This is a genomic window from Metabacillus sp. B2-18, assembly GCF_021117275.1.
GTDB lineage: Bacteria > Bacillota > Bacilli > Bacillales > Bacillaceae > Metabacillus.
Genome location: NZ_CP088245.1, coordinates 208,966 through 222,542 on the forward strand (window position 1 = coordinate 208,966; position 13,577 = coordinate 222,542).

Annotated in this window: 16 protein-coding genes and 1 pseudogene; 16 read left to right on the forward strand and 1 reads right to left on the reverse strand. The window is 35.8% G+C overall.

Going from position 1 to position 13,577, the window contains the following annotated elements:
- Positions 1 to 350 precede the first annotated feature (350 nt).
- The 3 genes from uvsE (at position 351) to LPC09_RS01165 (ending at position 3,390) form a co-directional block, all read left to right on the forward strand.
- Entirely contained in the window at positions 351 to 1,316 is a 966-nt protein-coding gene (gene uvsE, locus LPC09_RS01155; RefSeq protein WP_231308821.1) for a UV DNA damage repair endonuclease UvsE, read from the forward strand.
- Positions 1,317 to 1,481: 165 nt separating this feature from the next.
- Positions 1,482 to 1,961, forward strand: coding sequence for a PH domain-containing protein (locus LPC09_RS01160; protein ID WP_098797592.1), 480 nt, complete (start codon positions 1,482 to 1,484; stop codon positions 1,959 to 1,961).
- Positions 1,951 to 3,390 carry a PH domain-containing protein gene (locus LPC09_RS01165; protein ID WP_098797593.1) on the forward strand — a complete coding sequence of 480 codons (1,440 nt, stop codon included), beginning with the start codon at positions 1,951 to 1,953 and terminating at the stop codon, positions 3,388 to 3,390. The genes LPC09_RS01160 and LPC09_RS01165 overlap by 11 nt, the downstream gene beginning before the upstream one ends.
- A 168-nt stretch (positions 3,391 to 3,558) precedes the next feature.
- Here LPC09_RS01165 and LPC09_RS01170 read toward each other — a convergent pair.
- Positions 3,559 to 4,152, reverse strand: a pseudogene (locus tag LPC09_RS01170) (rhomboid family intramembrane serine protease); the annotation flags it as partial.
- A 133-nt stretch (positions 4,153 to 4,285) separates the two neighbouring features.
- On the opposite strand from LPC09_RS01170, the gene acpS reads away from it, so the two are divergent.
- The 13 genes from acpS (at position 4,286) to LPC09_RS01235 (ending at position 13,447) form a co-directional block, all read left to right on the forward strand.
- Entirely contained in the window at positions 4,286 to 4,651 is a 366-nt protein-coding gene (acpS, locus tag LPC09_RS01175; protein WP_098797595.1) for a holo-ACP synthase, read from the forward strand.
- Positions 4,652 to 4,867: 216 nt separating this feature from the next.
- Positions 4,868 to 5,887 (forward strand): LolA family protein, encoded by a 1,020-nt coding sequence (locus LPC09_RS01180; RefSeq protein ID WP_269217413.1) that lies wholly within the window; start codon positions 4,868 to 4,870, stop codon positions 5,885 to 5,887.
- Between the two features lie 266 nt (positions 5,888 to 6,153).
- Positions 6,154 to 7,299, forward strand: coding sequence for an alanine racemase (alr, locus tag LPC09_RS01185; protein ID WP_231308823.1), 1,146 nt, complete (start codon positions 6,154 to 6,156; stop codon positions 7,297 to 7,299).
- A gap of 328 nt (positions 7,300 to 7,627) precedes the next feature.
- Positions 7,628 to 7,909, forward strand: coding sequence for a CopG family ribbon-helix-helix protein (locus tag LPC09_RS01190; RefSeq protein WP_098797598.1), 282 nt, complete (start codon positions 7,628 to 7,630; stop codon positions 7,907 to 7,909).
- A gap of 4 nt (positions 7,910 to 7,913) precedes the next feature.
- On the forward strand, positions 7,914 to 8,264 hold the full coding sequence (ndoA, locus tag LPC09_RS01195) for a type II toxin-antitoxin system endoribonuclease NdoA (protein WP_026562078.1): 351 nt from the start codon (positions 7,914 to 7,916) through the stop codon (positions 8,262 to 8,264).
- Positions 8,265 to 8,599: 335 nt separating this feature from the next.
- Positions 8,600 to 9,442: an STAS domain-containing protein gene (locus LPC09_RS01200; RefSeq protein ID WP_231308824.1), complete on the forward strand. Its 843-nt coding sequence runs from the start codon at positions 8,600 to 8,602 to the stop codon at positions 9,440 to 9,442.
- Positions 9,442 to 9,804: an STAS domain-containing protein gene (locus tag LPC09_RS01205; RefSeq protein WP_098797600.1), complete on the forward strand. Its 363-nt coding sequence runs from the start codon at positions 9,442 to 9,444 to the stop codon at positions 9,802 to 9,804. Before LPC09_RS01200 ends, LPC09_RS01205 begins: the two co-directional genes overlap by 1 nt.
- A gap of 3 nt (positions 9,805 to 9,807) precedes the next feature.
- On the forward strand, positions 9,808 to 10,209 hold the full coding sequence (locus LPC09_RS01210; RefSeq protein WP_098797601.1) for an anti-sigma regulatory factor: 402 nt from the start codon (positions 9,808 to 9,810) through the stop codon (positions 10,207 to 10,209).
- A gap of 10 nt (positions 10,210 to 10,219) precedes the next feature.
- Positions 10,220 to 11,227: a PP2C family protein-serine/threonine phosphatase gene (locus LPC09_RS01215; RefSeq protein ID WP_098797602.1), complete on the forward strand. Its 1,008-nt coding sequence runs from the start codon at positions 10,220 to 10,222 to the stop codon at positions 11,225 to 11,227.
- Between the two features lie 55 nt (positions 11,228 to 11,282).
- Positions 11,283 to 11,615, forward strand: coding sequence for an anti-sigma factor antagonist (locus LPC09_RS01220; protein ID WP_098797603.1), 333 nt, complete (start codon positions 11,283 to 11,285; stop codon positions 11,613 to 11,615).
- The gene (gene rsbW, locus LPC09_RS01225; RefSeq protein ID WP_098797604.1) at positions 11,612 to 12,094 is read left to right on the forward strand and encodes an anti-sigma B factor RsbW; all 483 of its coding nucleotides are present in this window, start codon (positions 11,612 to 11,614) and stop codon (positions 12,092 to 12,094) included. Before LPC09_RS01220 ends, rsbW begins: the two co-directional genes overlap by 4 nt.
- A complete protein-coding gene (gene sigB / locus LPC09_RS01230; RefSeq protein WP_098797605.1) occupies positions 12,060 to 12,851 on the forward strand; it encodes an RNA polymerase sigma factor SigB in 792 nt (263 codons plus the stop codon). The genes rsbW and sigB overlap by 35 nt, the downstream gene beginning before the upstream one ends.
- Positions 12,848 to 13,447: a PP2C family serine/threonine-protein phosphatase gene (locus LPC09_RS01235; protein WP_098797606.1), complete on the forward strand. Its 600-nt coding sequence runs from the start codon at positions 12,848 to 12,850 to the stop codon at positions 13,445 to 13,447. Before sigB ends, LPC09_RS01235 begins: the two co-directional genes overlap by 4 nt.
- Positions 13,448 to 13,577 lie beyond the last annotated feature (130 nt).

The window sequence follows — 13,577 nt, forward strand, 5'->3', positions numbered from 1 at the left end:
TCGCGCTAACGTACTTCATAAGCGGAATGAAGACCAAAATCCGCAAAGAAACTCGCGCTAACGTATTTCATAAGCGGAATGAAGACCAAAATCCGCAAAGAAAAGCGCGCTAACGTACTTCATAAGCGGAATGAAGACTAAAATCCGCAAAGAAATGCACGCTAACGTACTTCATAAGCGGAATGAAGACCAAAATCCGCAAAGAAAAGCGCCTAACGTTCTTCATAACCCAAATGAAGACCACCCCCCGCATGAAACCGTCCCATCCCCCCAACACCCCAACTCAAATCAAAATCATCTACTTAGGGCAAGCTATACCTACACACACTATTCCTTAAGAGGTGACAAACATGACAATTGTACGGTTAGGGTATGTGGCAATGAGTATGAACTTGCAAAATTGCTCCCCTTCTCAAACCATGACTTTTACACAGTTTCAAAAAATTAAGGACAGGGAAGCTGCGATAGCGAAGTTAGAAAAAATAGCTCAATCAAATATTCAAAACTGTTTAAGGCTGCTAAAGCATAATGTGGCACATCATATTCATTTTTTTCGTTTTAGCTCAAAGCTGATTCCTTTGGCTAATCATGAAGAACTTCGAGATTGGAAATATATGAGCAATTTAGATGAATCCTTAGCTGAAATAGGAGAGTATCTTAAAAAACATCCTATTCGTGTTGGTTTTCATCCTGACCATTTTGTTGTATTGAATTCTACACAAAAGGAAATTATGAAAATGTCTTTAAAAACTTTACATATGCATGAGATGCTATTGGAAGGAATGGGAATAGATCCTGAGCATAGATGTGTGATTCATATTGGCGGAGTATATGATGACAAACTAAAATCCCTCGAGCAATTTATTCATAATTGGGGATTGATTCCACTATCATTACAAAGAATGCTTATCTTTGAGAATGATGACACCACCTTTGACTTAAGTGATGCTCTTTATTTATGTGAAAAATTAGGTGTTCCGCAGGTTTTTGACTATCACCATCACTTAGCTTTCCATGAGGATTCTGATTGGGAAAAGCATTGGGACCGTGTTGTTGGGACCTGGAAGGAATCAAGTCTTCCGATTAAAATGCATATCTCTAGTCCCAAAAATGAAAAAGATTTTCGAGCACATGCAGATTATATTGATCCAAACATGTTCCTAACGTTTTTACACACTGTAAAAGGAAGTGTTGATCAAATTGATTGCATGATTGAAGCAAAACAAAAGGATAATGCCCTCTTTCAGTTAGTGTCCGATTTGAAGTCTCATTCAGAAATAGAATGGATTGATCAATCATCTTTCAAGATAAAATAAAGGAATTATTTACATGGTAGTAACAAATAGAAAGATCCCATTATGCTATAATAAATGGGATTATTTTCATTTTAGTAATGCTATAAAACAATTGTTGGAACGGCCTGCTTTTCTACAAGCAAGTACGTAATTTTCATTATAATTTTAAAAAAGGGAGAGAGAGGGTTGAGAGAACAGCCGAAAAATCAAATTAGTAAAAGGGCATTAACGGCCTGGAAGATGGGTGCTTTAATTAGTGCAGGTTTTTGGTTACTAATTGTGGTCGCCATTGGAGTAGGTATTTATTTTCTGGAACTTTCGTATTGGTTCTTAGGAGTAGCTGTAGCTATTTGGGTGGTTTATACAATCATCAGTGTGTTGGTCATCCCGAGGGTGAGGCATCGAGTTTGGAGATATGAAGTTCATGAACATGAAATTGATTTGCAGTATGGACTGTTTGTGATAAAAAGAGTATTAATTCCAATGGTTAGAGTTCAACATGTTGATACTCATCAAGGTCCTTTGTTACGGAGATATAAATTAGCTTCAATTGAAATTTCTACTGCTGCAACTAAGCATGAAATACCAGCTTTGGATTTAGAAGAAGCAGATCTTATGCGGGATCATATCTCAAAGTTGGCGAGGGTGACAGACGATGATGTTTGAGCCTAAAAGAATTCACCCAGTAGGGATGATTTTAAGCTTTGCAAGAATGATAAAGTCATATATAATCCCTGCTATTGTTTTCTTCTTTGTTGGTAGTAATGACCGGTTTGATCTTTACTTTATCATAGGTGGATGCTGTTTAGCCCTTCTTATTGTTGTAACAAGTATATTAGAATGGTGGAAGTTTACATATTGGTTTGAAGATGGTGAATTGAGAATCAAGCATGGCATTTTTGTGACAAAGAAAAGGTACATTCCTATTGAACGAATTCAAACTATTAATATTAGTGCAGGGATTGTTCAACAACTGTTTCGACTTGTAAAGGTCCAAGTTGAAACTGCTGGAACTGGAATGGAAGCTGAAGCCGTATTATCTGCCATAAAAAAACAAGATGCCGACAAAATTCAAGAAGTTTTAGCAGAATATAAGCAGGAAATAAAAAAGCCTTCTCTAATAGAAGAAGATCAAACTATTCAACAAGTGCAGACAGTTTATAAAATGAAAACGAAAGATCTTTTAGTTGCTGCATCTACGTCTAGTGGAATCGGAGTTATTATTTCAGCAGTTGCTGCTTTTGTCTCACAATTTGATGAATTGATCTCGTTTGAGGAAATTTTTGAGCGATTTGAGTTTCTTACACATGCAAGTATTACTTTGTATGCCATCTTAGTATTTATTGGTTTTTTTATCGCTTGGATCTTAAGTATTATTGGTGTGTTATTAAAATATGCGTACTTTACAGTTGTGAAAGAGGAAGATGAAATAAGGATTTCTCGAGGAATCTTTGAAAAAAGCCAAGTATCAATTCCGTTAAAACGAATTCAAGCGATTAAAATTGTGCAAAACCCACTAAGGCAACTGCTTGGCTATAAAACTGTTTATATAGAAAGTGCAGGAGGCAGTGCAGTTGATGAGGGCACTTCCACAATACTGTTTCCAGTTGTCTCTAAGCATGAAGTTTCAACTTTAATGGAACAGTTTGTACCATTATTCAAACAAAGTAGCCGGTTGCATCGTTTACCTATAATATCAAAGAAAAGGTATATGATAAGGAAAGTGTTACCTGCAATTGCTATAATACTTCCGCTTCTTTATTTTTTTCAACCATGGGGATATAGTTCACTTATTCTCATTCCAATTTGTTTAGTGTGGGGGTACTATTCATATAAAGATGCAGGCTGGAATATAGAAGGCGATCAGCTGCAGTTAGCATTTCGAAGGGTTTCTAAAACGGATATACTTGTATATCGTAATCGTCTGCAGTCTGTGAAAACGAAAACCTCCTATTTCCAAAAGAAATATTCACTCCAAACATTTGAGTGTACGATAAAAACCGGACTGGTTGGAAACAGCTTTCCCGTCAAAGATATGGATGAACATGATACGGACAAAATCATTTCTTGGTATTCATATGAAACGGGAAAATAAACAGACACAGCCGCGATAGGCTGTGTCTGTTTTTACTCTAAACTAAAATCTAAAAAACAATCCAATTAAAATTAGGATACTAAAAATAATCCAAAAGAGTGTTCTGTAGTTGAAAGAAAAAACATTTGTCTTCCGAGCTGTGTTAGGTGTGTAAAAAGATTGGTAAGAATAATGTCTTGGTTTTTTTATCAAAATAGGTGAAAGTAAAAAACCGCCTATCATCCCAAAAATGTGTGCGACAACATTTATATTTGTATTGATAAAAGTCATAATAAGACCGATGACTAAAATGCTAATTATAATTTGAGTGTTCGCTTGATCAATGATCCCTTTTCTGAAATACACCATAAATAAGTAAGCTCCAAATAAACCGAAAATAGCACCGGAAGCTCCGATATGGGAGTATTGAAGGGGCTCAATAATATAAGTTGCAACACTTGCAATAACTCCGGCACCTACATATAAAAGAATAAACCTGGCTTTCCCAAGCATCTTCTCAAGGGCAGGTGCAAATAAAATAAGTGAGATTGTATTAAAAAACAAATGGCCGAATCCAATATGAAGAAAGATTGGTGTAAGTAGTCGCCAATACTCTCCATTTGCAATTCCCGCGTTAAAGCCATCTAATAATCCCAATAATATTTGCAACTGAGGAATTGGCACTTGAAAGAGAACCCAAAATAAGATGTGAATGCCAACAATAATGGAAACAATAGGATATAATTGTAAAAAGGTGCGGAAATTCTCTGTTCTAGTAAACATAAATGTCCTCCTTTGGATCATTTCAAATATGTTGTTTTGATTATTAATGTTCAAGTATGCTTTTATACTAACACGAATATGTACGAGTTCTAGGAAATAGTACTATTAAGGCTTGGAAGGTGTTGTTATACATATGATTACAGGAATTGGTTTAGATATCATTGAATTGGATCGCATTAGAAGAATTGTTGATCGTCAGCCAGGTTTTATTAAGCGAATATTAACAATGAATGAAATTGAAAAGTTTTCAACTTTATCTAGGGAAAGAAAAGTAGAGTTTTTAGCTGGACGTTTTGCTGTAAAGGAAGCATATTCAAAAGCGTTAGGAACTGGAATTGGTGAAGAGATTGGATTTCAAGACATAGAAATAACAAATGATGATAAAGGAAAGCCGAGTATTGAAATACTAAAGGATACAGCTCGGGATTCTGTTGTTCATGTTTCAATTACCCATTCAAGACAATATGCTGCTGCTCAAGTAATAATAGAAGGTAAATAAAAGATCCTATGCTTTTTGAATAATTTTATAGCTAGTCTGCATATTCGGAAAGTTTGTCTCATATATTTGGTAATGCGATAGGGAAGACAAGTTGTTTTTAAGAATTCATCTTTCATCTTTACTAGGGATTAATGGAGTCTGGTAGTTGAAAGACATGAGATCTAGCAAAACATTTCTTCCTTTTTAACGTTATATGAGGCAAAGGGGTTGAAAAAGTTGAAAAAAAGCTTTGTGTTATTATTAGTAGGGCTTTTAACAGTACTTGTTCTAGCGGGATGTGGTGAAAAATCACAGGCAGATGTAGTTCAGGCGTTAGAAAAGAAGATTGATGAAATGTCAGGGTATAAGGCAAAAGGAAAGATGACACTTCAAACAGGTAGTGATCCACAGGAGTATGAAATTGAAATTTGGCATAAAAATCCTTCTTACTACCGAGTGAACCTTAAGAATTCGCAAAAAGAGCAAAGTCAAATGATTTTGCGTAATGACGAAGGGGTATTTGTATTAACTCCAGCACTAAATAAAAGCTTCCGTTTCCAAAGTGATTGGCCACAAAATAGCAGTCAGGCATACTTATATGAATCTTTAGTAAATGATATTTTAAAAGATGCTGAAGCAAAGTTTTCTGCTGCTGAAGAAAAGTATGTTTTTGAAACGAAAACAAATTATCAAAACAATAAAATGCTACCTGCACAAGAAATTACATTTAACAAGAAAGATTTATCTCCAACAATGGTCAAAGTGATGGATACAGACCGAAATCCACTTGTTGTTGTAGAATTCTCAAGCTTTGAATTCAATGCATCTTTTGATGAAAATTCTTTTGATGTAGAGAAAAATATGTCAAGTGCTCAAATTGAAGTTCCAACAATGGCTACTGGTGACCGTGAACCATTCGCTGTTAAGTATCCTTTAGAACAACCAAACGGTGTAAAACTACTTGAGGAATCAGAAGTTGAAACTGAAAATGGTAAACGTGTTATCTTATCTTTCGGTGGAGAAAAGTCATTTACGCTTATTCAAGAAACAGCTGAAATTGCAACACCTGCATCTGCTTCTACATCAACATACGTAGATGGTTATCCGGCAGATTTAGGATTCACAATCGGTGCTATGTCAGAATCTACATTAACATGGTCACATGATGGGGTAGATTATATGTTAGCATCTGAAGATTTAACAGAAGATGAGATGTTAATGGTTGCTAAATCTGTACAAGGTCAAACAGCCAAATAATCTTTTTCGGGTGGGGAATCCACCCGTTTTTTTAATCATTCTCCACTACATGAACTTGCCCAACTTAGGCAAGTTTTCTATATGTTCCAGAAGTTAACCCTAAATTCCAAGGTTAATTTACCCCTTTTTGATATTTTTACTCCTATTAATTTGACAATTCTGTCCTTTAGTCGAGATAATCACAATATAAAGTAAAATAACTGGTGGATAAACTGTACAAAATTAAAATGTTTTCTTAACAGTCGATTACGTAAGGAAGTGGAGTCATGCAACCGGGTTTTTTTCGTGATACATGGGTTGAAGTAAATCTAGATGCAATTGAACATAATGTTCGTTTAATGAAACAACATATAGGTGAAGAGGTTCATTTAATTGCGGTAGTAAAGGCAAATGCTTATGGTCATGGGGCTAAGCAAGTGGCGGAGACTGCATTAATATCTGGTGCAACCATGCTTGCAGTTGCTTTTTTAGATGAGGCAATATCATTGCGCAGGCAAGGTATACAAGCACCAATTTTAGTAATGGGAGCCATTAGATCCTCAGATGTTGACATGGTTGAAAAGTATAACCTAACAGTAACTGTATTTTCGTTAGGTTGGCTAAAGGAAGCAGAAGGATCTATTCAAAATTTTATTGATCTTCATATAAAAGTAGATACAGGTATGGGGCGACTTGGCGTTCAGAATGAAAATGAACTTATAGACATTTTTGATTTTGCACAAGAATCAAATCGGTTTCATGTTAAAGGCATTTATACACATTTTGCAACAGCAGATGAAGATGACCCAACTTATTTTCTAACTCAATATGATAGGTTTGAAAAAATGGTTTCAACTATACCAAATCATCGTTTACTCGTTCATTGTGCAAACAGTGCTACAGGATTAAAATTTCCATCAAAGGTATATAATGCGGTCAGATTTGGGATATCTATGTATGGGTTATCTCCTTCACCGGAGATGAAAAGTGAACTTCCATTTCCACTACAAGAGGCATTTTCTTTACAAACAAAAATAGTTCACGTAAAGAAAGTTACAAAAGGAACGAAAATTAGCTATGGAGCAACATATGAAGCAAAAGAAGATGAATGGATTGGAACTTTGCCAATTGGTTATGCTGATGGATGGATAAGAAAGTTAAAAGATGCAGAAGTAATTATTCAAAATAAGCGTGTACCTTTAGTGGGACGGATCTGTATGGACCAATGTATGGTCAAGCTTCCATATGAAATACCTGTAGGAACAAACGTTACGTTAATTGGTAAGCAGGATCAAGAGAAAATCACGATAGATGAGATAGCAAAGCGTCTTGATACAATAAATTATGAGGTGCCATGTACAATTACTTCACGAGTTCCCCGTATGTATATAAAAGATGAGTGTATAATTGAAGTGAGTAATCCTCTTTTATGAAATATGCCCAACGAATAGAAACTTTTCAAATGATATCAAAAAAATGAATAATAAACCTTTACATGACCATAATAGAGAAGGGTAAATTTTCAGTTTGGTGTCTCTGTTATCTTCTCTATTGTTAAATAAATTTGTGATAAAAGAGTAAAACAGTCATATAGTCATTAGAGTGAGCCTTCAAAAATCGAAAAGTAGTATGTATTTATGCCTAAAAGACTTTACAAATGCCGCTTTCTAGTGAAAATACTTTGCATCTTTGAAAGTAAATGTTATTATTAAATTTGGAATGAATATAATAGGATGGTAAGTTTGGTGGAGGTGTATGTTTGTGTCTGAATCCAGCGCAACAACAGAAATTTTAATTCAGTTACCTCAAGCATTAGTATCAGAATTGGATGTATTGGTAAAACAAGAGAACGGGAACAGAAACGAGCTTATTTATCAAGCGACAAAAATGTATATTCGTGAGCGTAAAAAGCGCCAAATTCGTGAGTCTATGAGACGTGGTTACATGGAAATGGCAAAAATCAATTTGAATATTGCATCTGAAGCATTTTTGGCAGAATCTGAGGCTGACCATACCGTTGAACGCTTAGTCAGCGGGGGTTAATCATTTGATTGTTAAACGAGGCGACGTTTATTTTGCCGATCTTTCTCCAGTTGTAGGTTCAGAGCAAGGTGGCGTGCGTCCTGTATTAATTATTCAAAACGATATTGGGAACCGCTTTAGTCCTACAGTTATTATAGCGGCAATTACGGCCCAAATTCAAAAAGCAAAATTGCCAACTCATGTTGAGATTGATGCTAAGCGTTACGGGTTTGAAAGGGATTCGGTTATCCTGCTTGAACAGATTCGAACGATTGATAAACAAAGGCTTACTGATAAAATTACCCATCTAGATGATGAGATGATGGATAAAGTTGATGAAGCCTTACAAATAAGCTTAGGACTTATCGATTTTTAAATATCCTTATACAATAGAATATATGATTTAAAAACTAAAAAGGTTGCCCGAAAAGCATCCTTTTTTATTTTTTGGCTTTGTTAAAACACCATTATAGATGACAGAAGACTCTTTGTATGAAATAACAATTGTTTAACAGAGTCTTTATTTTTTGTTTTGAAGGTTCTTTTGTATACGATTTTATCGTATCTATGTATACATGTTTGTCTTACTAATGGGAAAATCCCTATAGCACTTAAAAGAGTATTCTGTGTAGTGCTTTTTTTTGTCCAAAGAAATCTGTATAATTAAAGCGATGACATTGACCGTGAATTTTAAGGAGGAGTAACAGAACGATGAGTCAAGATTCTAATCCATTTTTGACATTTATTCAAACAAACAGAGAAGAACTGATTATAAAATGGGAAGAAAAAATGAAGAACGTGGATGACCAGAAGGTATCAAACGTTATTTCTGATCAAGTATATACAAACATTTGCAATGAATATATTAATATACTATTACAATATTTTAGAAAGTCAGATGATGAAATTAATAGTAAGATTTCTGAGTTTTCACAAAGAGTTGTTCAATTAGGGTGGTCTCTTCGTTTTATTTCAACAAGTTTACAGGAAATGAGTAAGCTTTTATTTGAGATGATGACAGTTGAGAACACTGATGAGGAGAAAATGGCGTTAGTCTGGGCATTTGATAAATGGATTGCTCCAATTAACAGTGAAGTTCTTTATCACTATGCATCTTCTTGGGAGCGAACTGTTTCTCTTCAAAAAATAGCTTTACAAGAATTATCTGCACCGCTTATTCCGGTTTTTGATAATATTACCGTTATGCCCTTAGTAGGAACAATTGATACTGAGAGAGCAAAACGGATAATGGAGAACTTGTTGCAAGGTGTTGTTAAGCATCGTGCTGAGGTTGTGTTAATCGATATTACGGGAGTGCCAGTTGTTGATACAATGGTTGCTCATCATATTATTCAAGCATCGGAGGCAGTAAGATTAGTTGGTGCAAAATGTTTATTGGTTGGGATAAGACCTGAAATTGCTCAAACAATTGTCAATCTGGGGATTGATCTAAGTCAAGTTATTACAAAGAATAGTCTTCAAAAAGGAATAGAATCTGCATTGGAAATGACAAATCGTCAAATCGTCAAATCGTATCCTTGGAGGAATAACTAATGAATGCTAGAATACCAATCTTAAAGCTTCATAATTGTTTGCTAATCTCAATTCAGTGGGAGTTAGATGACCAAACTGCTCTACAATTTCAGGAAGATCTCCTTCATAAAATTCATGAGACAGGTGCAAATGGGGTTGTTATTGATTTAACATCAGTTGATGTTATTGATTCTTTCATCGCAAAGGTCCTGGGTGACGTAATTAGTATGTCGAAGCTTATGGGAGCAAAAGTTGTATTAACAGGAATACAGCCTGCTGTTGCCATTACATTAATTGAGTTAGGCATCCAGCTTGAGGATGTACAAACAGCTTTAGACCTAGAAAAAGGGCTTGAAACATTACAGCGGGAGTTGGGGGAGTAAAGCATGGAAAACCAATCCTGTGTTAAAATTGTCACCGAATGGGACATTGTAGCAGCCCGCCAACTTGGTCGGAATGTTGCAAAAGAGCTTGGCTTCGGTACAGTGGATCAAGCGAGAATTACTACTGCTATATCCGAATTAGCTCGTAATATATATCTATATGCAGGGCAAGGGGAGATGCGTATTGAACGCATTAATGACCTTGGAAAAAGTGGTTTGAAAATAACAGCCATTGATAATGGACCGGGAATTCCTGATATTCGAAAAGTGATGGAAGACGGGTTTTCTACTTCTGGAGGTTTGGGTGCAGGTTTGCCGGGAGTCAAACGTCTAATGGATGAATTTGATATTTCTTCCACAGTAGGTGAAGGAACAGATATTCAGGCGGTGAAATGGCTTCGGTAGGAGGACGTAAATGGATTATCGTGATTTTCTTGAGACAAAATATTCGGAGCTATTAAGAAATTACTTAAATGAACAAACAGAAACAGCACTTTATCAAGGACAAAAGTTCAGTCGAAAAACGATTGAACATCAGATTCCACCTGAAGAAATCATTAGTACACATAGGAAAGTTCTTCAAGAGCTTTTCCCTGATATACAGCAAGAGGTTTTATCTTCATTAGACTTCCTGCTTGAGGTGATGATGGGATACGGATTAGCCTATCAAGAACATCAGAGTTTGAGAGACCAGCAGCTAGAGATTAGATCTGAAATCCAAATTGCCGCAAATGTTCAGCAAACACTGTTAGAGACATCTGTTCCTGCTATTGATTCTCTGGATATTGGAGCGATAAGTGTTCCTGCAAAGCAAATGAATGGAGATTATCATCATTTTGTTCAGGATGAACAAGGAATAAGTATCGCGGTGGCAGATGTTATTGGAAAAGGAATTCCGGCAGCTTTGTGCATGTCTATGATTAAATATGCAATGGATAGCTTTCCGGAATCACGTAAAAATCCAAATCAAATCCTGGAAAATTTAAATAGAGTGGTTGAACGGAATGTAGATCCGAGCATGTTTATTACGATGTTTTACGGAATGTATAATACAGTTGACCACTTATTCACATATGCTTCAGCGGGACATGAACCGGGGTTTTATTATCATTCCTCAACCGGAGAGTTTGAGGATCTTACTGCTAAGGGTCTTGTTTTAGGGATCGATCAAAACTTCAAATATAAGCAGTATCAGAAGAATGTTAAACCTGGAGATATGGTAGTCCTATTATCAGATGGAGTAACAGAATCTAGGACTGACGAAGGGTTTGTTGAAAGATCAGCAATTACAGATTTAATTCATCAGAATATAGATCTAACGTCTCAGCAAATTGTAGAAAAAATCTACAGGCATTTTGAAAAAATGCAGGATTTCCAATTAAGGGATGATTTCACATTAATAATTATTAGAAGAATGGTTTAGCAGTATCTTTTACAGGGTATGTAATAGCATAAAAGTTCTTTTGAGGTGATAACGGGTGAATTTAAAAGTTGAAATAAATAAACTTGGAGATCAAGCGATTGTCTCCGTCGCAGGTGAAATTGATGCTTATACAGCACCTAAGTTAAGAGAAGCCATCATACCATTAGCGGAAGAGCCGAATCCTAATATTACAATTAATTTAAAAAATGTATCTTATATGGATAGTACGGGTTTAGGTGTGTTTGTTGGTTTGTTGAAAAGCGTAAGAAAAAACGGCGGGCAGTTAAATTTAGCAGAATTATCAGATCGTCTGGAGCGCTTATTTAGTATAACTGGACTAAGTGACATCATTGATATATCTTCAAAATCAGAGGGTGGGGTACAATGAAGCAATTAGTAGATTATATAGAGATGAAGGTTCCAGCCAAACCAGAATATGTAGGTATCATTCGTTTAACCCTCTCTGGGATTGCTAGTAGAATGGGATATTCATATGATGATATTGAAGATTTGAAGATTGCTACAAGTGAAGCTTGTACAAATGCTGTTCAGCATGCATATAAGACCAATGAAGAGGGCGAAGTGGTCGTTGGATTTGGTTTATATGAAGATCGATTAGAAGTAATGATTGCTGATAATGGCAAAAGCTTTGATTTTGAGAAAACTAAAGATGAACTTGGTCCTTATTCTGCTTCAAGTCCAGTAGACCAACTTCCTGAAGGAGGTTTAGGTCTCTATTTGATGGAAACGCTCATGGATGAAGTCCGTGTCCATGTTAACGCTGGGGTAACGGTCTTCATGATCAAGTATTTAAGCGGGGAGCGAATAGATCATGGCACAACCATCTCAAAATATGAAGCTAACTAAAGAAGAGGTGAACGAGTTAATACTAGACTTTCAGAAAACAGAAAGTAAAGTAGCCCAATTGGCACTCGTTGAACACTATACCGGTTTAGTTGAAACCTTAGCGAAGAAATATTCCAAAGGGAAAAGCTTTCATGAAGATCTTAGACAGGTGGGCATGATTGGTTTACTGGGCGCTATTAGAAGATATGACCCTACTGTTGGAAAGCCGTTTGAAGCTTTTGCCATTCCAACCATAATCGGAGAAATCAAACGTTTCTTAAGAGACAAAACATGGAGTGTTCATGTTCCGAGAAGGATTAAAGAATTAGGACCCAAGATTAAGGCTGCTGTAGACAAGTTAACAAATGAAAATCAACGATCTCCACAAGTTAGGGAGATAGCGGAATACCTAGATGTAACTGAAGAGGAAGTATTAGAAACGATGGAAATGGGGAAAAGCTACCAGGCTTTATCGGTCGACCATTCTATTGAGGCTGATTCTGATGGAAGTACTGTTACCATTCTTGATATTGTTGGTTCGCAAGAGCAGGGGTATGAAAAAGTGAATCAAAAACTAATGCTTCAGAGTGTATTGCATGTTTTATCAGATCGAGAAAAGGAAATTATCGAATGTACGTTTATTTTGAATAAAAGTCAAAAAGAGACTGGTGAACAGTTAGGTATCTCTCAAATGCATGTATCAAGGCTACAAAGGAGAGCTATTCAAAAATTAAGAGAAGCACTGTCAAAAGACATGCCCCCGGAGTTAAATAAATGATTGTTCAAGATTATAATCAACATGTTCATACATTAGCATTTCAGTTACCGAAAGCAGGGAAATCGTGTTGTGGTGATAGCTTTTTTATAAAAGCAACAGATGAATATTTAATCTGTGCCTTAGCCGATGGGTTAGGTAGTGGGGAACGGGCAAATGAATCCTCCGCAGCAATAAGTTCGTTAGTCGAAAAGAATGATGATAAAGATGTAGAAGATTTAATGAAATTATGTAATGAAGAGCTGAAAGATAAACGGGGAGCAACTGTTTCTATCTTAAAGGCAGACTTTAAGACAAGAGAATTTACCTATAGCTCCGTTGGTAATATACGATTTATTCTTTGTGCGCCATCCGGGACTTATATATATCCTCTTCCGATATTAGGATATCTTTCTGGTAAACCTCAAAAGTATCGTACACAAACCTACACATATGAACAAGGCTCTAAGTTTATCATTCATACTGACGGATTAGTTCTTCCGGGGATAAAGGCACTATTAAATAAAGGTGAATCTGTTGAAGATCTATCACGACAACTTGAAGAATATACAAAAACATTAAATGATGATTTAACATATATAGTCGGTCAGCTATTCTAAGGAAATAGTGAGCCGACTATTTTTAATTTATAAACTAGGACAATATTTTAAACTTAATATGGCCATTTATTTTAATAGAACAAATATATTTGGTAAAATGTTTACATGTGCTTGAAGGAATATAACTCAG

Excerpts from the sequence above, each read along its gene's own strand:
- uvsE (WP_231308821.1), top strand. The coding sequence starts at position 351 with ATGACAATTGTACGGTTAGGGTATGTGGCAATGAGTATGAACTTGCAA.
- LPC09_RS01165 (WP_098797593.1), top strand. The coding sequence starts at position 1,951 with ATGATGTTTGAGCCTAAAAGAATTCACCCAGTAGGGATGATTTTAAGC.
- acpS (WP_098797595.1), top strand. The coding sequence starts at position 4,286 with ATGATTACAGGAATTGGTTTAGATATCATTGAATTGGATCGCATTAGA.
- alr (WP_231308823.1), top strand. The coding sequence starts at position 6,154 with ATGCAACCGGGTTTTTTTCGTGATACATGGGTTGAAGTAAATCTAGAT.
- LPC09_RS01200 (WP_231308824.1), top strand. The coding sequence starts at position 8,600 with ATGAGTCAAGATTCTAATCCATTTTTGACATTTATTCAAACAAACAGA.
- LPC09_RS01205 (WP_098797600.1), top strand. The coding sequence starts at position 9,442 with ATGAATGCTAGAATACCAATCTTAAAGCTTCATAATTGTTTGCTAATC.
- LPC09_RS01210 (WP_098797601.1), top strand. The coding sequence starts at position 9,808 with ATGGAAAACCAATCCTGTGTTAAAATTGTCACCGAATGGGACATTGTA.
- LPC09_RS01215 (WP_098797602.1), top strand. The coding sequence starts at position 10,220 with ATGGATTATCGTGATTTTCTTGAGACAAAATATTCGGAGCTATTAAGA.
- rsbW (WP_098797604.1), top strand. The coding sequence starts at position 11,612 with ATGAAGCAATTAGTAGATTATATAGAGATGAAGGTTCCAGCCAAACCA.
- sigB (WP_098797605.1), top strand. The coding sequence starts at position 12,060 with ATGGCACAACCATCTCAAAATATGAAGCTAACTAAAGAAGAGGTGAAC.
- LPC09_RS01235 (WP_098797606.1), top strand. The coding sequence starts at position 12,848 with ATGATTGTTCAAGATTATAATCAACATGTTCATACATTAGCATTTCAG.